Consider the following 21560-nt stretch of genomic DNA (forward strand, 5'->3'; position numbering starts at 1 on the left):
TACGACAAGGCTGGCTCTTAGTAATGATCAAATACCTCATGTGTTGAGGGTAGGCCGTGTCGAAATCTTCAGTAGGTCATACACCCAACAATAGCCTAGCAAACAACTAACGGATAAAACTAGGGCTAGAGTAAGCATTAAGTAGACAACCGGACCGGTTACAAATCCCAGCAGACAGGGCATCACCAGATCAAGGACAAGTACTGCCCGTACCACCTGGTCGACAAGGCCAACATTCTTTTTTAGATTCATAGGTCAAGAAAGGTACGTTCAAGGTGGGTAAATATAGGTAATTACTTGTAATTAATAGGGCTAATTATCAGGTATATATAACAAAAACGCTCAGAAGGCTGAGCGTTTTTGTGGAAACGTATATCATCAATTAAAATTTATACTATACCGACGGCCTGCCGATGAATAATAGCTTCACGATCCGGACTGGTTGAAATAAAGCTTATGGGCAAACCAAGCGAATCCTCCAGGAAGTTGACATAAGCGGCTAATTCGGTCGGCATCTCATCGAACGAGTGGATATTTTTCAGACCTGTTTTCCACCCTTTGAATGATTTATAGACCGGTGTTACGTCGGCATCACAGAGGTCATAGGGAAGATGTTCGGTCGTTGTTCCATCCGGGAGTTTGTAGTGCGTGCAGACCTGAATTTCGTCGAAGATATTTAGTACATCCACTTTCATCATCACCAGCTGGGTAACGCCGTTGATCATGATCGCGTACTTCAGCGCAGGCAGGTCGAGCCAGCCGCACCGGCGTGGGCGGCCCGTGGTAGCGCCGAATTCACGCCCTTCCTGCCGTATCCGCTCTCCTGTTTCGTCAGACAATTCGGTAGGGAAGGGGCCACTACCAACGCGCGTGCAATACGCTTTGAAAATACCGAAGACCTCGCCAATCTGACGTGGCGCTATGCCCAGCCCTGTGCAGGCTCCGGCCGTCATGGTGTTCGACGACGTAACAAATGGGTAGGAGCCAAAGTCGATGTCCAGCAAGGAGCCCTGGGCACCTTCAGCCAGCACTTTGCGGCCGTCTGCCAAGGCCTGGTTAACCTCGTATTCGCTATCCGTAAGCTGGAACTGCTTCATGAAGTCAACCGCCTGGAAAAACTCCGTTTCAGATTGGGGGAGTACCGAAGCAAAATCGAAGTGATTCTGTTCTAGGATCACCTTATGAATGGCGACCAGCTTGTTGTATTTATCCTGAAAGTTGGGCGATAAAATGTCGCCTACCCGCAGGCCTTGCCGTGCTACTTTGTCTTGATACGTTGGGCCGATCCCGCGCAGGGTCGAGCCGATCTTCGACTCGCCCTTCGCCTGTTCGTAGGCAGCATCGAGCAACCGGTGCGTTGGCAGGATAATAGACGCTTTCTTAGAGATTTGCAGATTTTGAGTCAGAGCAAGGTTATACTTCGCCAGCCCGTCGATTTCTTTTTTAAACACGATTGGGTCAAGCACGACTCCGTTACCGATGATGTTTAGAATATCATTCCGAAATATACCGGATGGAATCTGGTGCAAAACGTGTTTAAAACCATCAAATTCGAGGGTATGCCCAGCGTTGGGCCCCCCCTGAAAGCGGGCCACTACCTGATACTGCGGAGCCAGTACGTCCACAATCTTTCCTTTCCCTTCGTCGCCCCACTGGAGGCCTAATAAAACATCTACCATGCTACAGTACATTAAAAAACATCCTTATCGGGTAATCTCACTCTATCGTTGAACCTGAAGATATCGACAGTCACTTTGCCAATTGGCGTCAATGGCTCTATGAAGCCGCCGGATAATCTAAAATGCTCAGCCCAAATATCGGTCCTTGGGTTAAAAAAACGTACAATCTCCTGACTACTCCAATCAATTGATGCAATATCAGTTCCCTTATTACGATTACAATCCGGGCATGTATACGCGAGATTGCTTTCATCGTTTGACCCCTTATGCTTACGGCTAATGATATGGTCTATTTCAAAACCAATGAACGAATTTTCATCTTGTTCAAGGCAATACTCACAGATATAAGAAGCTCGTTGGGCTACCCGTTTCCGTGCGGTTAGAGAAACGGGTGTATTATTGGTGGGCATATTGCTTCGCTCTCGCTTTAGCCAAGCGCATAATGTGCTCAACGCTCATGAATTTGTCGATGAGCTCGGTTTCTTGTTGAGTAGCAGTGCCCACTTTTTCTTTTTCTAATAGACTATAAAAATGGTCATGCATTTCTTCGGAAGCCCTGAACTGAAGTATGTCTTCGGGTTTCACGTGTTTAAGCAAGAAGTCAACTAGTGTCAAATACGGGTCCATATCAGCTAACCGTCGGTATCACCAACTCATTGTTTTCAACATCAGATACAGTCTGCATTGGCCATACCTCCCGAAAGGTAAAGGCCAGAGGCCCCGGTCCGTTTGCATTTAACTGCTCAAGGCGTTCGCGGGCTTCCTCCACCGTCGGGATACGGCCATCCGGTACCCACCACAATACGGTTGTCATCTGAGTAGGCTTCTCAAACCATTTCCGGCGATCTTTCATGACCTCCGTATGCATACTTTTGAACACAAATGTTTGCAACTTCTCCGGCGATTCCCAAACCGACAGGTTGACAATGATGCGGTCATCGTCGAACGGACGGATGTCTGTTGCACTATTACCATCGCCTTTGAGCCGCCAGATGAACCCGTCACTGCGCTCGGCCAGCCCATTAATCACATCGAGCTGAGCCACAAAATCTGCCATGATGGGATGACTAATGTCTGGCGCAAGCATCCGTGATATATTAAGCTGAGCAAGGTGCATAGTAATGGATAAGCTGTAACTATTGATGGGTTGAGGTAAGAGCTTATGGGTAAGAAACACAGCTCATAAGCTCCACATTCTTTAGTCTTCCACGGGTACTTGTCTCCCCGGCGAATCCACGCCGGGCTGCTGCGCGGTTTCCGCACGGTTTTCGCAGCGGTCGCGGGCGCAGGAGCCGTAAAAAATCAACGAATGGTGCATGACGTTGAATTTTAACATATCGCCCACCATGTTCTGAATGTTTTGAACGCGGGGATCGCAGAATTCCATCACTTTATGGCAATCGGTGCAAATCAGGTGGTCGTGCTGGCGATAGCCAAACGATTTTTCGTACTGAGCTAAATTACGGCCAAACTGATGTTTGGTGACTAAGTCGCAGTCTACCAACACATCCAGTGTATTGTACACCGTTGCGCGGCTGACCCGGTATTTTTTGTTTTTCATAGAGATGTACAACTCATCCACGTCAAAGTGGTCTTGCCGGTTGTAGATCTCTTCAAGTATGGCAAATCGCTCCGGGGTTTTCCGCAGTCCTTTCCGTTCAAGATAGGCCGTGAAAATCATCCGGGCAGATTCTAAATTGGATTGATTCGGCGCAGGCATAAGACAAAAGTAATGATGAATGACGAATGATGAATGCCCCTGGACAAAGCCACTCTCCATTCGTCATTCTTAATGGGTTGTTTAAGAATCAAACCGAACCACCTCAAATACCCCCTGAACGCGCTCCAGTTTGCGCATAAGGGTTTCTAAGTGGCCGGTGTCATGCACGTAAAGTCGGATATTACCCTCAAAGATACCATCTTTCGAGTCAATCGTTACCGAGCGCATGTTAATGTGTAATTCATTGCTGATAACCCGCGTTACGTCGTTGACCAAACCGACCCGATCGGTACCCGTAATACGCAAACCGGCCAGAAACGCCAGTTCTTTTTGACTGGTCCATTTTGCCTTGATAATACGGTTACCGTGGTTCGACATCAATTCAACGGCATTGGGACACGTAACGCGGTGAATCTTGATCCCGTCGTTGATGGTTACAAAGCCGAACACGTCGTCGCCCGAAATCGGATTACAACATTTAGAAAGCGTGTAATCAATTCGATCCATGTCTTCGCCAATAAGCAGCATGTCAGCATCGGCGCGTTCACCATGAATCTTTTTGAGTTCCTTAACAAATGCTTTGGCATCGGGTAAAGCGTCGGTGTTTAGCTTATTGGCGCGATTTTCCTTTGCTTCTTTATCCGACTTGAACTTCTTAAGTTCCTGAACGTCAATATGCCCCTTCCCAACGCGATAGAAGAAGTCATCGGCAGTTTTAGAGCCGAAATAAGCTCGCAACTGATTAATGATTTCGTTCGTCATATCCAGCCGTAGAACCCGTAACTTCTTACCTACCAAGTCACGACCATCCGTTACGTACCGCTTATTTTCTTCCTTGATTAAGTCCTTAATCTTGGTTTTAGCTTTCGAGGTTACCACAAACCGAAGCCAGTCTTCACTGGGCTTCTGGCGGTTCGACGTAATGACTTCGACCTGATCCCCATTTTGCAAAACGTGACTTAATGGCACCAGGGTGTTATTCACCTTAGCGGCCATACATCGCGCCCCAATTTGGGTGTGGATATCAAAGGCAAAGTCGAGGGCGGTAGCCCCGCGTTGCAATACTTTCAAATCGCCTTTGGGCGTAAAGACAAAAACCTCTTCGCTGTAAAGATTACTCCTAAAATCATCGACGAACTCAATAGCGGCTTTTTTATCGCCACTACCCGCCGATTCGATCATGTCGCGCACCTGGCTAATCCAGGCTTCAATGCCCGCACCGGTTTGCGTATCGTTTCCTTTGTATTTCCAGTGAGCGGCATACCCTTTTTCGGCAATCTCATTCATGCGCTCCGTCCGAATCTGAACTTCTACCCACTGGCCCGATTTGCTCATTACCGTAGTATGAAGCGATTCGTAGCCGTTGGTTCGGGGGGTACTAATCCAGTCTTTCAAGCGGTCTGGATTAGGCTTGTAATGATCGGTTACGATTGAATAAGCGCGCCAACAAGCCGCTTTCTCTTCATCCTGGGGTACGTTGAGGATGATGCGAACGGCAAACAAGTCATATATCTCTTCGAAGGGCTTCTTCGATTTATTCAGCTTCGTCCAGATCGAATAGATCGATTTGGGTCGACCTTTGATAACGAATTTTATATCGGTCTCGGCTAAGTCAGCTTCGATGGGTTCAATAAAGCGACTAATAAAGCGGTCCCTGGCCAATTTTGTCTCCCGTAGTTTCCGGGCAATATCTTTATATGCTTCTGGCTCAACATGCTTTAAGTACAAATCCTCCAGCTCCGACTTGATGGCGTACAAACCAAGCCGGTGCGCAAGCGGGGCATAGATATAGATAGTTTCGGAAGCAATTTTTAGCTGCTTGTCGCGTGGCATGGAATCCAGCGTCCGCATGTTGTGCAATCGGTCGGCGAGCTTAATCAGGATTACCCGTACGTCATCTGACAAGGTCAGCAACATCTTGCGGAAGTTCTCGGCCTGCTGCGACGTACCGTATTCGAAAATGCCCGATATCTTAGTCAGTCCGTCAATAATTTTGGCCACTTTAGGGCCAAATGCATGATCAATGTCGGCGATAGTGGTGTCGGTATCTTCGACTACGTCATGCAACAGGGCAGCTACAATACTGGTCGGCCCCAGTCCAATCTCTTCAACAGCAATCTGTGCGACTGCCAGCGGATGGTAGATGTAGGGTTCACCGGACCGCCGACGCATGTTTTTATGGGCTTCAGCGGACGTATTGAACGCTTTCTTAATCAGCTTGGCATCGTCGCCTTTCAGCATAGGTTTTGCCGCCCGCAATAGTCGCCGATAGCGTTTCAGAATTTCCTGTCGTTCCAGTTCCAGATCGATAACAGGCTCGGTCGCATCAGCGGGCCGACTGGGTCGACGTTCGATAGAATTAATCATTGGTTGGCGTCTGTATGGGCTATGACCCTTCGGTTGTACTCGTACTACCAAGATAACAAATTAATACTGGAAAGTTGATTAGATAGATGCGAAAAATAAAACCTTCGCAGAAACCCTTGCTCAATTAAAACTTATTTGTACTTTTGCACTCCCAAACGACGCGAAAGCCTCTAAATTGTTGGGAAAAAGTGCAGCCGTGAGGCTGAGGTGGCCTTAGTTCTGCGGGCGTGGCGAAATTGGTAGACGTGCCAGACTTAGGATCTGGTGCCGCAAGGCATGGGGGTTCGAGTCCCTCCGCCCGTACAATGATTCAAAGAGTGAAAGAGCGAATGAGTGAATGAGTGCCTAGTTTCCGAACAACCGCCCTTTCACTCATTCGCTCTTTCACTCTTTGTTATTTTAAACTAACACATTCGTGGATATTACGCTAGAAAAGTCCAGCGATACCAATGCTTCGCTGAAGATTACGCTAACCCCGGCTGACTACAAGCCTGAAGTAGATAAGAAACTGAAAGACTATGGTCGTAAGGTTCAGCTGAAAGGGTTTCGTCCTGGTCATGTGCCTGCTTCACTTGTTCAGAAGATGTACGGAAAAAGCATCCTGGTTGATGAAATCAACTCGATGCTGAGCAAAACTGTGAGCCAGTATATCCGCGAAAATAAATTGCAGGTGGTGGGCGACCCGGTGCCCAATCGTGAAGAAGCTGATGCAATCGACTGGGATAATCAGACTGACTTCGCGTTTAGCTATACACTTGGACTGGCCTCTGAGTTTGACATCGACTTTAGCGACTTACCAAGCGTAACACAATATGAAATTCAGGCTGGCGAAGCTGAAGTAGATAGCACGATTGCTGATTTGCAGCAGCGGTTCCACACCCACTCACATGGTGACGAAGTGGCCGATGGCGATACGATTTACGGTGAGCTGAAGCAGTTGAATACCCCCGAAGGCGCGGAGCCATTCAGTGCTAAGACAGCGTTCCCGATGAACCAGATGGCCGAAGAAGCTAAAGGTCAGTTCGTTGGTAAGAAAAAGGGTGACGTTGTTACGTTTGTGCTGGAGCAGGCTTTCCCCGAAGATAAAGCGCGTGCAACAGCCACCGGCGTAAAGAAAGAGGAGGCCGCCAACCTGACCGGCGAGTTTACGTTTGAGATCGACGACATTACGCGTCACGAACCTGCTGAATTAAATCAGGAGTTCTTTGATAAGGTACTCGGTGCCGGTGCCGTTGAAGACGAAGAACAATTCCGGACAAAAGTAGCCGAAATCATTCGGGGTAACTACGGCCGTGAGTCGGCTCAACTTCTGCGTCTGGACATCGAAAAGACGCTACTCGACAGTACGCCAATCTTATTGCCCGACGAATTCCTGAAAAACTGGCTGCTTGAAGTAAACGAAGGTAAATTCACGCCGGAGCAGGTTGAGGAGCAGTACGATGATTTCACGAAGTCAGTTAAATTACAGCTCATCAAAAACAAAATTGCTGAGAAAGCTGACATCAAAGTCGAGTTCGAGGAAGTGCTGGAAGTGACGCGCCAGATGGTACGTGAACAGTTTGGCTTCGCGGGTGGTGAAAACGAAGAGATGAATCAAACCATTGACCGCATTGCTCGTAATTACCTGCTGGACGAGAAAAACAACGGCCAAAACTACACCAGTACGTTCAACCGGGTGTACGATGACAAAGTGATTGAATACGCCAAGACGCAGATGACTCTAGTAACGCAGGAGGTGTCGGTCGATGAGTTTAAAGCGCTGGTCGAAAATCGATAAGAGCATTAAGTTCAGGAAACAGCAACGGCCCGGTCATTAACCGGGCCGTTGCTGTTTAAGAAGCTGGTTTCCTTATTGTTGGTAAAATGTCTATTTTGAAAAGCAAATACAACTGATACTGTTTAGTCGTTTCGTCAAATGTTGGGAGTTGATGGCTATGAAGAAGGTATTATTGATGGTCTTGTGTGTTTTGGGCCTTGGAAAGACCAAATCACAGGCACAAAGTTTGCCTAGATTGGTCAGTTACAGTCAACAAGATACCGTACGCGCCATTGAGCACTTGTTTGCCGCCAGACGAACAGGAGGGAAAATCTATTTGGGTGTTGGTTTACCCCTAACATTGATTGGGGCAGGTACCGCCCTGGTGGGCACTACGCTGGCAGCAACGGTTAAAGGAGGGGAAGGTAAAGAAAATATTATACCCGTTACTTTAGTCAGTGCCGGAATTGGATTAGTGCCGGGCAGTATTGGTCTAGTGAGAGCTATGCGTTTTAGCCGCAGTCGAGAGAGCACTATATTGACTACTTATCAGGAAGGCGAAGCGTTACCCCGCAGCATTCAACGAAAATTGAAGCCTAAATTTTTCTGGTAACAGTAATAGGAACAGATTCACATAATAAATCTTGAAATCGAACCCATAGTAAAACACAAAGCCGGACTCGCAGTAATCCGGCTTTGTGTTTTACTATGGGTTCGATTCTTCTACTGATACTGAATGTACATTGGTTTTGGTGTTAAGGCCAGTACCTCTTCGGGCTTCATAATGCGAGAACCAGGCTTGCGGAAATCGTTATCGTAGAACAGCTTAAAGCCGGTGTATTGTACGGGCTCTTTCTGTATGTAGTCGTGATAAGAGTCTTTCTTTAGCACCGGTGGCCCCCAGCCATCCATGTCCATCACAATCTGTACGTCTGGATTAAGCTTGATATTTTTGTAATTCTTGATCATGCCCTGGGTGAATCGGTGCACGACTAATACTTTAGGCGGTAGGTTATTCTCTTTAACGACCTTGCTCAAGAAGTTGACGGCTTGATTAACATCGGCCGCATCATAACTACCAATTTTGGTGCCGGGTTTGGCCCCCGTTACCATCGAGAATTCAGGATCAATACCCAAGTGCACAAAGGGCAATTTAAGATACTTTTCAAGGTAAGCCATTTCTGGGCCAAGTGGAGCATGCCCACGCTGAATGTCCAGGAATACAATGGCTTTGTGCTCGTTGCCCCATTTGAGAACTTTCTTAATGGTTTTGTCGGACATCCGTAACCGGTAGCCACCGTCTTTGCCAGGAGCACCCTGCGCCGAAATGGCCACTAAATGCAAGGCGGGCTGAATAGGAGTATTAGGGTCAGCTTTCTGCCAGTTTTTGATTTCCTGATCCAATCGCTGCAGCATTTCATCCTTGGGATACTTCCCCAGGATACCCATCTTTTTGGAGTGTGGGTTGCCGTAATAGGCGAAGATGCGCTTTTTAGGTAGAATGGCTTCGTTTGGTGCGTACGTCAGCGAATCAAGTGTTGCATCGCCTGTTTTACCCGCCGGGGCGCTAGTTGTCGATTGGGCGGTTGGCGTTTCCGACGAATCAGGTTTCGCGGTTTTGGCCGATTCAGGTTCGGCGGAGGCTTCGGTGGTAAGCTTGCCGGTTTTCGACGAGCCCTCCAGTTTAGATTCTGAAGAACAGCCGGTGAGCTGACTTAGGGCCAAAAATGAGAATACGGCCAATGACAAACGCATACTGCAGAAATGAATTAGGGGTTGCTTCACAAAAAAAGGGTTAAACTCCGGGATGAAGGAGTGTTAACCCTACGGTGCAAGTATAGAATGTTATGGCAACTTTTCAAAGCACTAATTCACCCAGGCCCTGACGAACGATTGAAAATTCATCGTCGGTCGCATCCACGATCGTCGAAGGAACATTGCCGCCATACCCCCCGTCAATAACAATGTCTACCTGATGCTGAAATTTTTCAAATATCAATTCCGGATCGGTTGAATACTCAATAATCTCGTCTTCGTCGCGGATGGATGTCGTAATGATTGGATTCCCTAATTCGTGTACGATCTGGCGCGGAATGTCATGATCGGGTACGCGAATACCGACAGTCTTCTTGTTTGTATTCAAAAGCTTAGGTACGCTGCCACTGGCTTCGAGAATGAACGTGTAAGGTCCCGGCAGCAGCTTTTTCATGAGTTTAAACGCCTGATTGCTTACCCGCGCATAATCGGCAATGTGGCTTAGATCGTAGCAGATAAACGAAAAGTCATTTTTAGCTGGTTTTATCCCTTTAATACGCGCCACTCGCTCAACAGCCCGGGCGTTATGAATATCGCATCCCATCCCATAAATCGTGTCAGTTGGGTAGATAATAACGGCCCCGTTGCGCAGCGCCTTGACAATGTGCTCAATCCGGCGAGGGTCAGGGTTATCAGGGTACAGTTTAATGAATTCGGCAGGCATGAAGTAACGAGTTAACAGTAGTAACACACATAGTCAGGTAGCTCCTCGTGCGGACGTCTACTTAATCTGCTTACGTAACTCCAAATGGATCAGACCGGTTTTGCCCGAAGGGTGAATTACCTGGTTACTCCACTTCAGATAGTGGCGGTAGAGGCTATTGATGGGGAGATCAAGGCGGCTCAACCGCAGGATCAGGCTCGTTACCAGGCCAGGCTGTTCAATTGAATAAAGCAACTGGCCAAATTGAAGCGCCAGCTCAAACTGTTCGGCATAAAATGCTTTTCGGATGAACGTTCGGATGCGTTTAGCTAACGATTTGAACTCGGTTGGCGTATGGCAACGCTCAAACGCTTTGTGGCAAACGGTGAGCGTTGAGCTAAGCAGGTTATTATCAGGCAAGATTACCTGCGTCGATAATGAATTCGGCAGACGACGTTTAAAAGTCAACACCTCATCCAGATACGCATACAAATACAACCGCGACGACCGCACCCAGAAATCGAAGTCTTCAAAAGCCAGGGTCTCGTCGTAGCCACCGAGTTCATTCAGTACATCCCGACGCATCATCATCGTCGGCGTACAAATGAAATAAGCATCTAAAATAGGCTGGAACACATTGCCAGAGGGTATTTTGGCCCGGGCATGACCAGCCGCGTCAACCGCATAGTGCAGCCCGATTTGCTGACCTTGCTCATCAATGTAAGCCGCGTTTGTAAACACGACGGCGTAGGGACCCGAGAGCCGCTCGAACAAATCTGTTTGTTTAGTGATACGGCCGGGTAGCAGCACATCGTCGGCCGACAGGTCGATTACGTAACGCCCTTGGGCTAAAGCCAAGCCTTGATTGAACGCACGATTTAAGCCGATGTTGATTGAATTCTTGATAAACTCAACGGAAGGGTAGGAGCTAATGAAGTCATCAATACGTTCGGCCGTCTGGTCGGTGCTTCCATTGTCGATCACAATGAGCTGAACGTTAGGATAGTCCTGCTCAACAACTGACCGGAGCGCTTCTACTACGTATTCTTCATGGTTATAACTCGTGCAAATGACCGTCACCCAAGGTTTTATCTGGTTGAGATAAGGACTCATCGGCAGAAAGTTGGATTGACCAGTAACAGAAACCATGAGTAGCAAGAGCGTTCCGCTGGAACTGTAAGCCTACGACGACAGGCTATTGTGTTATACGATTTAAAGATACTGCCCGTTTGTTACTGACTTGCTGAATTTTTGAGCAAGCGGAAAAAAAGAAGACATAATGAGTAACCATTTTATCAAGTTGGCACGGTTTTTCGCCATTTATTTAACAGACACGTTTGGTATGTGCCAATCTGGCGCGGCCCCGACCGTGTAAATACATTTATGGGTTAGGGTTCGCAAAGGCTACTTCACGTGTTGGAGGTAGCCTTTGTTGTTTTCTCGGCCATGTTTGGGTTCTTGTCTCCCTCCAGATTATAAAGAGCTACATTCATCTCAAAGCCTAGAATGAGCAATAAGGCAATCAAATTTATCCAGATCATCAGGGCGATTAGCGTACCGATGGAGCCGTACACTTTGTTGTAGGAACCAAAGTTGGAAACGTAGTACGAGAAGCCGAGGGTGGTCAATACGATCAGTACAGAAGCTATAATCGACCCCGGCGTAACAAATGTCCACTTCATGTCTACATCCGGTCCATATTTGTAAATGACGGATACGGCCCCTACGAAAACGGCAAACACAAGCAGGTAACGGGCGACGGCCAGAAGATTAACGATGATAACATTATTTAAAATTCCGAAACGTAGCAGAAAATCACTCACCACGCCACCAATGATGAGGACAACGATGGCCAGAATCAACGCAAACGCCAGCGTTAGGGTCAAGCCGACGGCTACGGCACGAACCTTGAAAAACCCACGACTATCTTCCGACTCGTGCGAAGAGTTGAACGCGTTCATCAGGGCTACCAGACCGCTTGTTGCTGAGTAAAGCGCCAACAAAAAGCCGAATGATAAGACTCCACTGCGCGGGCGGCTGATAATGTCACGAATCGTCGTATCGACCGAACTGTACGTATCCCCTGGTAAGACACGCTTGAAAAAGGACATGATTTGCGCGTCTAGATCCGGCACGGGAATGTACGGAATCAGGGTAAACAGAAATATAATCGTTGGGAAAACCGCCAGGATGAGGCTATAGGATACCGATGCCGCCCGCTCGCTCGTGTCATTCTCAGTTATTTTATCCGTCATCTTGTTTAGAAAATCATACCAGTTCGTTTTGGAGTTGAACGGATGATGATCTCGTAGCCAGAGCCGAGCATTTTGCATCGAGTCGAGGCTCATAAGTTTTTCAAACATAACGTGTTGAGTCAGTGAGTTTATGATTCCTACAACAGTCAATCAGTCGGCTGGTTAAACCGTATGAATGATACCATACCGGATTAACTAACCGACTGATTGACTGTTCCATAATCTAAACCTACGGCTCAAAAAAAGGTTTTGCGGCCTCAACCAGGTCGGCAGGTGCAGAACAGGGCCGGCCCGTGTCGGTGCGAATGAATACCAGGGTTGTCTGGCCGGTGTTGAGTAGTTGGCCGTCCTGGTTGAAGATCTCGTAGGTAAACAGGAAACGCGTTTTGGGGAGTTGCGGAATCGTAACGCGAATGGTCAGCAGGTCGTCATATTTCGCAGGGCGAATGAATCGGGAACTGAGGTCATATACTGGCATTGAAATACCACGTTCCTCCAGTTCTTTATAATGCAAACCAAGATGGCGAATGGTCTCAACCCGACCTATCTCGTAAAAACGAGCGTAGTTGCCGTAATAAACAATGCCCATCTGGTCGGTGTCATAGTAGCGCACCCGAATGTTCGTAACGTCGTAGATAATCATAAGGCAATTTGCAGGGAACAGAGAGCAGTCAGTAGTCAACTGTCAGCAGGTAACTGCTCCGAATCAGAAATTTTCACTGGTTAGTAATCAACTGTTGGCTGTTCCCTGCTCCGTGTTCATTCTTACTTCATAATCTTCATGCGGGTCAGCGCCTGCTGGTACAGTCGGGCATTGGCCAGGTGCTCAGACAGGGTTCTCGAAAAGGTATGATACCCATTGAAACTGGCATTTACTACGAAGTAGAGGTAGTCGTGCTGCTCGGCGTTTAAGACGGCATCAATCGTGGCTGGAGCGGGTAGGTTAATGGGGCCCGGTGGTAAACCTGCATAACGATACGTATTGTACGGAGAATCGACGGTCAACTGGCGGTTAAGCAAACGTCGGATCGTAAAATCACGCAGGGCGAAGATAACCGTTGGGTCAGCTTCGAGCTTGATGCCTCGTTTCAGGCGATTCAGGTAAACACCAGCTACCCGTGGCTGTTCATCGCGTTTATTCGTCTCAGCCGCTACAATGGAGGCTAAGACCTGGGCTTGCGTTTGAGATAGACCTAATGCCTGCGCTTTGGCTTTCCGTTCGGGTGTCCAGAACTTCTTGTATTCGGTACCCATTCGTTCCATGAACGTTTCGGGCTTAATGGTCCAGAAAAATTCGTAGGTGTTCGGCAGAAACAAACAGACGATGGTGGTGGTGTCAAAGCCAAATTTTTCACAAGTAGCTGGATCATTGAGCAGCTTCCCGAGCGCATCGGGCCCAAACTCGAACTTGCTGCCCAGGCGTTGAATCAGGTCGCTTTTGAGTCGAATATTATTGAACGTAACGGGCATGGCATCCTGATCACCGCTACGCAGCTTAACCAGCGCTTCGCGGTTACCCATGCGCGGCCGAATCTCGTAGCGCCCCTCTTTCACCCGCTCGGGGTATTTCATCATTTTGGCCAGAAACCGAAACGATACTTCGTCGTTGACAACTTTATGGGTTTTCAGAGTGTCCATTACAGACTCAAACGTAGCGCCTTTCCGAATGAGCAAAGCAAATGTTTTATCCCCGTCCTGAACCTGGAGATTTGGGCTTTTGAATACCTGCCAGAAGTAAAACGAGAACGTAGTAAGCAGGATGGATACGGTGAGGAAAAGACCGATTTTAAGGTTACGCGACATAACAGATTGTTAAGTTATGATTTACGCCTATGAAATTGCGTGCCGTTTCGGTACGGTTTTGGATAGGAGTTACTCGTAAATCACGGCAAATTTACGCCAAATCATAACCAATAAATCTACCCATAATGAAGTACTCGTTATCAATTTTGCTCATTCTTGTGTTGACAGGTGCCTGTCGAACGCGTGTCGAAACTCCCCGAGCTATGAACCCGGCCGCTGCCGTTCGCCAAAAAGCCATCGACGAAATCCGCGAAGCCGACCAAAATTTTAGCATACTCTCTGAAAAGCAAGGAATGGCTAGAGCGTTCACCACCTATGCCGCCGATGACGTTATTAAACTCAATGACGGGGCTGCACCAACCATTGGATTCGATTCCTTACGGGCCCAAATGGCCCGTATGCCCCGCGATGGGTCAAAACTAACCTGGCAGGTGCTAAAAGCCGATGCTGCTCAATCGGGGGAGTTAGGGTATAGTTTCGGGCAATGGATGCTGACCAATAAAGACGAAGCTGGTAAAAAATCTGCCCGCCATGGCGTCTATGTAACCGTCTGGAAACGTCAGCGTAATGGGCAATGGCGGTTTGTGCTCGATGGCGGTAACCAGACACCGGAGCCTCAATAAGCGGTAGACTTTCCGTTAAAACCAGGGGCCTTAGTTGAAAACTTCGTAAATTTGAGCGAACTAAATCAAGTCGTTTTGGTAGTTCGTTCGCTTTTTGTTCGTCGGGTCTCCGACGGTCCTTCCCTTTATACGCTCTCCTTTTGGTTGCTGTGCGTCAGCAACTTTTTGTTCTCAGCCAGTTTTTCCATGATGATTCCCGAGCTACCCGCTTATCTGACAAAACTGGGTGGACAGGAATATGTTGGCTTAATTATCGCCTTATTTACCCTTACGGCGGGCGTATCGCGGCCGTTTAGCGGGAAACTTACTGATACGGTGGGGCGGGTACCTGTAATGGCCTTCGGTTCACTGGTGTGTTTCGTCTGTGGGTTTCTGTATCCGTATCTGTTAACCGTCTGGGGGTTTTTGACGCTTCGGCTCATTCACGGCCTCTCGACCGGAACCAAACCCACTGCTACAGCTGCCTACGTAGCCGACGTAGTGCCCGCCACGCGTCGGGGCGAAGCGATGGGCATGTTGGGGCTGTTCACCGCAATGGGCATGTCGCTTGGACCCGCCATTGGGAGCTGGCTGGCTGATGACTATTCCATGAATGTGATGTTCTGGACTTCGTCAGCCTTTGCGCTATTGTCCATTGGGATTCTGCTCCGAATGCCCGAAACACTGGTCAATACGCAACCGTTTCGGTTTGGTTTACTGCGGCTGAAGAAAGATGAGATTTTTGACAAGCAAGCCTTACCACCGTTTATCGTTCTATTGCTTCAGTCATTTGCCTACGGAGCAGTATTAACGTTAATTTCAACACTAAGCACTTCCCTCGGAATCACAAACAAGGGGTTGTTTTTTACCGTCTATACGCTTGCAGCCCTATTTACGCGGGTGGTTTTCAGCCGAACCTCTGACCGCTATGGCCGATTGCCAGTGCTGACAGTGTCGACGGCTGTGCTAGTGCTGTCGATGATCTTGCTAGCACTAGCTAAAACACCATACATCTTCTGGACCGCAGCCATAGTGTATGGGCTTGCTAATGGTATGAACTCACCTACGGTACAAGCCTGGACTGCTGATCTGGCCGATGAGGCAACACGCGGCCGGGCGATGGCTACGATGTACATTGCCCTGGAAGCCGGAATTGGCATAGGGGCGGTTGCCTCTGGCTGGCTGCTCAATCATCTGGCGGGCGATGTCGGAGTAGACGCGTCGTTTGTGTTATCGGCCCTGTTAGCATTAGCCGCAACGGGCTATCTAGGGTGGTTATGGCATCGGGATCGGCAAGCTAACAAATATCGGCTTAACGAGGGCGATGAAATGGCTTTACTCGATGGTGAACCGTGATGGATGAGCTGGAGCCGAAGATACGCCCTTTGGTGGAGGCTCTGAACGCAACAAAGATCGTCTGCACATTTTCGAGCTGCCAGGGACACTATGCGCCGGATGAGCAAACCATTGTCGATCGTAATCGCGCCGAAGTACGCTTCATTCCAGCCGAGAGCGTAGCGGTAGCCACCGTTGAAAAACTGCTGACTTATATCTTGATCCAGTTTAAAGCCCGCCACGGCCTGATTCCAATCAACGTCATCGGATATAAGCTCTTCACGCCCATTGACGAAGCAGTTGAAGAGACGTTTGTGCTGGAGTTGCGTCCTTTCAACCGCTTCGACCCACCCGACCGCAAGCGTAGCGATACCGACCGGGCTATTGAGCAGGTGGTGCATATCCTGGATCAGCTAGCCCGGACCGGATACGACTTATAAAATAAACTGGCTCAGGTCGCGGTTTTTAACCAGGCCGTTCAGCTTTTCGCCAACCAGCTCTTTTGTGACGACGACGTGGGCGTTAGCACTAATCACATCCGGAATGTCGAACATGAAGTCGTTCATAAGGTGACTTAACACCGTTTGTAAACGACGGGCGCCAATGTTTTCGACTTCGCCGTTCACCTCGAAAGCAATGCGGGCTAGTTCGCGCAGGGCATCGTCCTGAAACGTCAACTCTACGTTCTCAGCTTGTAGCATAGCCTCATACTGCTTGGTAAGCGCATTCTTGGGCTCCTTCAGGATTTGGTAAAAATCGTCTTCCGACAAGCTTTGTAACTCTACCCGAATTGGGAAACGCCCTTGCAGTTCAGGAATCAGGTCGCTAGGTTTAGCTACATGGAAAGCACCGGCCGCAATAAACAGGATGTGATCGGTACGGATAATACCGTGCTTGGTGTTAACGGCGCTACCTTCCACAATGGGCAACAGGTCACGTTGAACACCTTCCCGGCTGACATCCGGGCCACCTCCGCCATTACCTGACCGGGATGAGGCTACTTTATCTATCTCATCAATAAAGATGATACCAGCATCTTCCGCTTTGCGAATGGCTTCTTCCTTTACCTCGTCCATATCGATGAGCTTGGCCGCTTCTTCTTCCAGCAAAATGGTACGCGCTTCCGCGATGGTGACTTTACGTTTCTTGCCCCGCTTGGGTAACATGCCGCCAATCATTTCCTGGATGTTCATCATCGACAGGTCATCGACTGAACCTCCCATGATGCCGATATTAGGCGTCTGACTTTGTTGCACATCGATCTCAATTTTGCGGTCGTCCATCTCGCCAGAGCGAATTTTCTCACGGAAGCGCTCGCGGGTACGCTCGTTGAGTTCGGCGTCTGGGTCTTTGCTTTCACTTTCGAAACCTAAATGCTGGCCATTGGCGGGCTTGACAGGCGGAATCAGAATATCCAGAATCGCATCTTCGACAAGTTGCTGAGCACGTACCTGCACGGCTTCTTTCTTAGCCGCCCGAACCATGTTGACCGATTGCTCGACCAGGTCGCGCACCATGCTTTCAACATCACGACCGACATAACCGACTTCCGTAAACTTCGAGGCTTCGACTTTGATAAATGGGGCGTCTGCGATCTTGGCGAGACGTCGGGCAATTTCAGTTTTACCAACGCCCGTCGCGCCAATCATCAGAATGTTGTTCGGGGTAATCTCGCGCTGCATATCGGCCACGCTGTTCATTCGACGCCAGCGGTTTCGCAGGGCAATGGCTACGTTGCGTTTCGCGTCGTGCTGGCCGATAATGTATTGATCTAGTTCGGCAACGATCTGCCGGGGCGTAAGGTCTTTAAGTAACTGGGTCATTGAAAAGCTAGAGCGCATTGTGCGCTTCTTTCCAAAGAAACACAGGAAACCGGAAATTGTGCCAACGAGGGGAGAAAAATTGAAGGGAGCTTAATTTAGAGATGAAGGCCACTTAGTAGTGTTCACGGAAATAGGCTATCCAGCGCTATCCAGAGGGGCAATACCGGTAATCTATGATTTTGGGGAATGTTCCCTCAGAATACTCCTTCATACACATCGGCAACACGTAGCGTAATAGCGAGGGCATTTATTAAAAACGAGTCGTTTGTATCCGTATAGTAAGCGTACTCCCATTTCATACCGGTACGCTGGTACACTTCAACCAGTGGTTCGGCCTGCGAAACAATTAGGTAACACTCAACCGAAGGCATCCCGATGTATTCATGAAGCTTTTCGTCATGATCGACGCCCGACGAGTTCTCAGAGGTGACTTCGACGGTTACTACAGCACGGTTGACAACGTGGGTATCGTCATTGTCCTCAGCAGGAACAACCATGATATCAGGATAGCGATATTTACGACCGGGTACGGTACGGAGTTTGACGTCGTGGTTGTAAACTTTGAAAGGCTTTCCTTTCACTCCCATTCGTAAGGCAACATAAATGTTCCCGCGAACTTCATTTGCTTTTTTCGATTCTCCCGGCATTTCGATTAAGATTCCATCGACAAATTCATGCTTCACCTCGGACGTTTTTTCTAATTCGAAATATTCGTCTACCGTATAGATGCGATGGCCAGTCACTTCCGCTATCATATTGATCGACTCCGGTTAATGTACAAGTGAAAAATAATAGATCGAGTGCTCAATCGCAAATCGGCCACTTACTGGGCGGAATACACCCGTAAGCCAATGATACCCACGGCTATCAGGGCTATAAATAGGAGCTCGGTATACGACCAGTTGGCTTTGAAGATAAACACATCGACTGCTTTGATCAATATTAGGGCCATGGCTGTCCAGACGGCAAAAGCGGTGGGCGTTGGAATCTGCTTGATCGCCATCGAGAAAAAATAAATGTTAGCGATGCCGAATACCACATAACCCACAAACGGCAGTAAGATGGGCAAACCAATGGTAGGGACGTAAAAGGTGTTCCAACGGAGGGTTTTTAACTGGCTAAAGGTCATGTATTTGACCGAATAGGTCCAGGCTGTTTCGAAGGAGGCCGCGATGAGAAGAAATAACCAGGCTTGCAAAATCAAGTAACGTTTTCAGGTTCAACATGTGACGATTGTCTTGGTTTTTTCGAACCCATTTTCAATCGACGGAGTACCGCTGGGCGCAGGTTATAATACCACGCAAACCATCGATACTTCAGCAAACTGCGCTCGTCAAACCGCTTGATGGAGAACGCATGTTGCAGGAAGTAATCTTTAGGGTAATCGTAATACAGTCCCCAATGTTCTGGTTCGTTGCCAGGCGCATGGCCGGGATCATACGCTGTGCCCAGCAAGTAATCAAAAAACGAAAATTTGGTGCTAAAGTTAGCATGAAACACTTCGCGGTAGTTGGCGTGGTGCCACAAATGCAGGTGTGGGGAGTTAAAGATGTACTTTAACAAACCGAGCCTGACTCGGATGTTGGCGTGGATAAACATGCCAAACATAGCATCTAACAGGGCCTTAATCGGGATGACGGCTGGGTCGGCACCAAGCAGGACGATGGGAGCAAACTCGATGGTCTGGTTAATAATGATTTCGACCACATGCGACCGGGAACCGGCCAGGAAATCCACTTCCTTGTTCGAATGATGGGCCTCGTGCGTCCGCCAGAGCCATTTGTTGGCGTGTTGCCAGCGGTGAAACAGGTAGATGTATAAATCGTGGGTAAACAAAAAAAAGAGCACCTGTACCCAAACCGGCCAATCGCTCACAAACTGCCAGTCCGACCAGTCGAACCGGCTCTGAAGGGGAGCAATGATGTAATCAAAAATAAGGATTTTAAGGAGGTAGCTTTGAATGATTGTGTACCAGACTAAATCAACCCAAAAACCATCCCGAAATAAGGAAAGGCCTTTACGGTAAGGGGCAACCCGTTCCCAGATAAGGATAACGACAATCCAAGCCACCAAAATAGTGGTCGTGATGCGTAGCAGTTCTGCCTGCGGCATGGTTAACAATCTTGTTTGAGATGATAATGGATTGGTGTCGCGCTTTCGTATGACTTATTTTATGTCATACGAAACATATCATCCTGGGCAATCAGTTCAACTTAATGTTACAGCGAATAAACGGGGTTAATGTTAACCCGCAGTCGTTTCATGGGGCCTAATTCTGACTCATACACCTGCTTAACGCCATCACCTAGGGCCGTTTCTACGTCACGGATGTCGCGTACTAACCGCTGAAAGCCTTGCGGTTCAACGGATGCCGCATGATCGGAGCCCCACATGGCTCGGTCTAAGGTGAAGTGCCGTTCCACGAACGTTGCCCCAAGCGTTACTGCTGCTACGGTGGTACTAAGTCCGGTTTCATGACCAGAGTAGCCAATGGGTATGTTTGGGTAAGCCGACTGTAAGGTCGGCACCATTCGTAAGTTGAGCTCTTCGGGTTTGCATGGGTAAGCCGAGGTCGAATGGGCTACCATCAATGGGTAGTTAGCGTCGTACTGCGCTACAAGGCTAATCGCTTCGTCAATTTCCTGCATGGTCGACATACCGGTCGAGAGCATGAGGGGGCGGCCCGTATGCAAAATCCGTTCGATGAGCGCTAAATCCGTGAGTGAAGCAGAAGCCAGCTTATAGAGGCAAGGGGCAAACGCTTCCAGAAAATCTACCGATTCAACATCCCAGGCTGAGGCAAACCAGTCGATACCCCGTTCGCGGCAATACTGGTCAATGGCGGTGTATTCGAGCATGCCGAACTCCGTCTTGCGCTTGTAATCAATGTAGGTCATGCGACCCCAGGGGGTGTCGCGCATGACGTCCCACTGATCGCGGGGAACGCAAACTTCGGGAGTCCGCTTCTGAAATTTAACGGCATCTACTTTGGCGGCAACGGCCTCATCGATCAACTGTTTGGCTATCTCCAGTGAGCCGTTGTGATTAATACCAATCTCAGCAATGACGTAGCAGGGTTGCCCTGCGCCAATACTACGATCCCCGGAGGGTCGGCCGGACTCAAGCGTTATGGTTCTCATTGTGTAGGTTTGTTTGGAAAGATGTAGAGGATACAGATTGTTTAGCATCGATAATTAGCTCAGCCAGTTCGCGGAAGCACCCTTCTCCGCCCTTTGCTTCGCAGCAGTAATCGACAACAGCTTTGTTGTAGCGGGTTGCATCGGCCGGGCAGGCTGAAAAGCCAACGGCCTGCAGAATCTCCAGATCGTTGACGTCGTCGCCGATAAACGCCACTTCGGATGCGTCGAGCCCTTTGCGCTCCAGAATGCCACCGAGTAAGCTTAACTTATCCTGGGCGTCGAGGTGCAATTCTGTAATTTTAAGTTTGGCCGCCCGGGTTACGACCGATGGTGATTTCTCTCCGGTGACAATGCCCGTTTCGACGCCGAACAGATCGCGGAGCCGCACAACGCCCATGCCGTCGCGGATGTTGAATTTTTTGAGGACCTCACCGTTTTCGCCGTAGTAAACACCAGCGTCGGTCAGTACGCCATCACAGTCGGTCAGGACTAATTTGATCCGGACAAGTTTTTCGAGTAGTTCAGTTGTCACTAAGTATGTAGTTTGAGGTTTTCGGTATACAGTTTTTAATTTGGTGATCAAATGAAAATTCACGGAAAACTGTGCACCAAACACCGTGTA

24 protein-coding genes and 1 tRNA gene are annotated in these 21560 nt (G+C 48.6%); 6 read left to right on the top strand and 19 right to left on the bottom strand.

The annotated features are described in order from the left end of the window. Positions 1 to 36 precede the first annotated feature (36 nt). From ACFSUS_RS25910 to ACFSUS_RS25940, 7 genes are all read right to left on the bottom strand, one after another. A complete protein-coding gene (locus tag ACFSUS_RS25910; RefSeq protein WP_381527403.1) occupies positions 37 to 252 on the bottom strand; it encodes a YgaP family membrane protein in 216 nt (71 codons plus the stop codon). Between the two features lie 137 nt (positions 253 to 389). Beyond that, complete coding sequence (locus ACFSUS_RS25915) at positions 390 to 1679, bottom strand: adenylosuccinate synthase (protein WP_381527405.1); 1290 nt, start codon at positions 1677 to 1679, stop codon at positions 390 to 392. Between the two features lie 11 nt (positions 1680 to 1690). Continuing rightward, positions 1691 to 2089, bottom strand: coding sequence for an HNH endonuclease (locus tag ACFSUS_RS25920; protein WP_381527407.1), 399 nt, complete (start codon positions 2087 to 2089; stop codon positions 1691 to 1693). After that, the gene (locus ACFSUS_RS25925) at positions 2076 to 2264 is read right to left on the bottom strand and encodes a hypothetical protein (protein WP_381527409.1); all 189 of its coding nucleotides are present in this window, start codon (positions 2262 to 2264) and stop codon (positions 2076 to 2078) included. Before ACFSUS_RS25925 ends, ACFSUS_RS25920 begins: the two co-directional genes overlap by 14 nt. Before the next feature lie 43 nt (positions 2265 to 2307). Then, complete coding sequence (locus ACFSUS_RS25930) at positions 2308 to 2796, bottom strand: DUF3291 domain-containing protein (protein ID WP_381527411.1); 489 nt, start codon at positions 2794 to 2796, stop codon at positions 2308 to 2310. Between the two features lie 81 nt (positions 2797 to 2877). Continuing rightward, positions 2878 to 3399, bottom strand: a complete 522-nt coding sequence (locus tag ACFSUS_RS25935; protein ID WP_381527413.1) for a Fur family transcriptional regulator — start codon at positions 3397 to 3399, stop codon at positions 2878 to 2880. Between the two features lie 81 nt (positions 3400 to 3480). Beyond that, positions 3481 to 5766 carry a RelA/SpoT family protein gene (locus ACFSUS_RS25940; RefSeq protein WP_381527416.1) on the bottom strand — a complete coding sequence of 762 codons (2286 nt, stop codon included), beginning with the start codon at positions 5764 to 5766 and terminating at the stop codon, positions 3481 to 3483. Positions 5767 to 5987: 221 nt separating this feature from the next. Here ACFSUS_RS25940 and ACFSUS_RS25945 point away from each other — a divergent pair. The 3 genes from ACFSUS_RS25945 to ACFSUS_RS25955 all read left to right on the top strand — a co-directional run bounded on the left by ACFSUS_RS25945 (position 5988) and on the right by ACFSUS_RS25955 (position 8135). Next, positions 5988 to 6069 (top strand) — tRNA-Leu (locus ACFSUS_RS25945). A 112-nt stretch (positions 6070 to 6181) separates the two neighbouring features. Continuing rightward, positions 6182 to 7543: a trigger factor gene (gene tig, locus ACFSUS_RS25950; RefSeq protein ID WP_381527418.1), complete on the top strand. Its 1362-nt coding sequence runs from the start codon at positions 6182 to 6184 to the stop codon at positions 7541 to 7543. Positions 7544 to 7700: 157 nt separating this feature from the next. Beyond that, complete coding sequence (locus tag ACFSUS_RS25955; protein ID WP_381527420.1) at positions 7701 to 8135, top strand: hypothetical protein; 435 nt, start codon at positions 7701 to 7703, stop codon at positions 8133 to 8135. Positions 8136 to 8245: 110 nt separating this feature from the next. Here ACFSUS_RS25955 and ACFSUS_RS25960 read toward each other — a convergent pair whose 3' ends face one another. From ACFSUS_RS25960 to mltG, 6 genes are all read right to left on the bottom strand, one after another. Beyond that, positions 8246 to 9277 (bottom strand): hypothetical protein, encoded by a 1032-nt coding sequence (locus ACFSUS_RS25960; RefSeq protein ID WP_381527422.1) that lies wholly within the window; start codon positions 9275 to 9277, stop codon positions 8246 to 8248. Positions 9278 to 9380: 103 nt separating this feature from the next. Next, entirely contained in the window at positions 9381 to 10001 is a 621-nt protein-coding gene (locus ACFSUS_RS25965) for an L-threonylcarbamoyladenylate synthase (protein WP_381527424.1), read from the bottom strand. Positions 10002 to 10058: 57 nt separating this feature from the next. Beyond that, positions 10059 to 11093 (bottom strand): glycosyltransferase family 2 protein, encoded by a 1035-nt coding sequence (locus ACFSUS_RS25970; protein ID WP_381527427.1) that lies wholly within the window; start codon positions 11091 to 11093, stop codon positions 10059 to 10061. A 296-nt stretch (positions 11094 to 11389) separates the two neighbouring features. Further along, positions 11390 to 12343, bottom strand: coding sequence for a YihY/virulence factor BrkB family protein (locus tag ACFSUS_RS25975; RefSeq protein ID WP_381527428.1), 954 nt, complete (start codon positions 12341 to 12343; stop codon positions 11390 to 11392). Positions 12344 to 12464: 121 nt separating this feature from the next. Then, positions 12465 to 12878 (bottom strand): acyl-CoA thioesterase, encoded by a 414-nt coding sequence (locus ACFSUS_RS25980; protein WP_381527430.1) that lies wholly within the window; start codon positions 12876 to 12878, stop codon positions 12465 to 12467. A gap of 122 nt (positions 12879 to 13000) precedes the next feature. Beyond that, positions 13001 to 14038: an endolytic transglycosylase MltG gene (gene mltG, locus ACFSUS_RS25985; protein ID WP_381527432.1), complete on the bottom strand. Its 1038-nt coding sequence runs from the start codon at positions 14036 to 14038 to the stop codon at positions 13001 to 13003. A gap of 125 nt (positions 14039 to 14163) precedes the next feature. Here mltG and ACFSUS_RS25990 point away from each other — a divergent pair, with 125 nt between their 5' ends. From ACFSUS_RS25990 to ACFSUS_RS26000, 3 genes are all read left to right on the top strand, one after another. Continuing rightward, entirely contained in the window at positions 14164 to 14661 is a 498-nt protein-coding gene (locus ACFSUS_RS25990) for a YybH family protein (protein ID WP_381527434.1), read from the top strand. A 75-nt stretch (positions 14662 to 14736) separates the two neighbouring features. After that, positions 14737 to 15996 (top strand): MFS transporter, encoded by a 1260-nt coding sequence (locus tag ACFSUS_RS25995; protein WP_381527544.1) that lies wholly within the window; start codon positions 14737 to 14739, stop codon positions 15994 to 15996. Continuing rightward, on the top strand, positions 15996 to 16415 hold the full coding sequence (locus ACFSUS_RS26000; RefSeq protein WP_381527436.1) for a hypothetical protein: 420 nt from the start codon (positions 15996 to 15998) through the stop codon (positions 16413 to 16415). The genes ACFSUS_RS25995 and ACFSUS_RS26000 overlap by 1 nt, the downstream gene beginning before the upstream one ends. On the opposite strand, the gene hslU is transcribed toward ACFSUS_RS26000, so the two are convergent. The 6 genes from hslU to ACFSUS_RS26030 form a co-directional block, all read right to left on the bottom strand. Beyond that, positions 16410 to 17798 (bottom strand): ATP-dependent protease ATPase subunit HslU, encoded by a 1389-nt coding sequence (hslU, locus tag ACFSUS_RS26005; protein ID WP_381527438.1) that lies wholly within the window; start codon positions 17796 to 17798, stop codon positions 16410 to 16412. The genes ACFSUS_RS26000 and hslU overlap by 6 nt on opposite strands. Before the next feature lie 194 nt (positions 17799 to 17992). Further along, a complete protein-coding gene (locus ACFSUS_RS26010; protein ID WP_381527440.1) occupies positions 17993 to 18553 on the bottom strand; it encodes a Uma2 family endonuclease in 561 nt (186 codons plus the stop codon). 68 nt (positions 18554 to 18621) lie between these two features. After that, positions 18622 to 18996 (bottom strand): DMT family transporter, encoded by a 375-nt coding sequence (locus ACFSUS_RS26015; RefSeq protein ID WP_381527442.1) that lies wholly within the window; start codon positions 18994 to 18996, stop codon positions 18622 to 18624. Positions 18997 to 18998: 2 nt separating this feature from the next. Next, on the bottom strand, positions 18999 to 19910 hold the full coding sequence (locus ACFSUS_RS26020) for a sterol desaturase family protein (RefSeq protein ID WP_381527444.1): 912 nt from the start codon (positions 19908 to 19910) through the stop codon (positions 18999 to 19001). 107 nt (positions 19911 to 20017) lie between these two features. Beyond that, positions 20018 to 20938, bottom strand: a complete 921-nt coding sequence (locus ACFSUS_RS26025; protein WP_381527446.1) for an N-acetylneuraminate synthase family protein — start codon at positions 20936 to 20938, stop codon at positions 20018 to 20020. Then, positions 20919 to 21470 (bottom strand): KdsC family phosphatase, encoded by a 552-nt coding sequence (locus ACFSUS_RS26030; protein ID WP_381527448.1) that lies wholly within the window; start codon positions 21468 to 21470, stop codon positions 20919 to 20921. The genes ACFSUS_RS26025 and ACFSUS_RS26030 overlap by 20 nt, the downstream gene beginning before the upstream one ends. Between the last annotated feature and the right edge of the window lie 90 nt (positions 21471 to 21560).

It is taken from the genome of Spirosoma soli, assembly GCF_042684525.1.
GTDB lineage: Bacteria > Bacteroidota > Bacteroidia > Cytophagales > Spirosomataceae > Spirosoma > Spirosoma soli.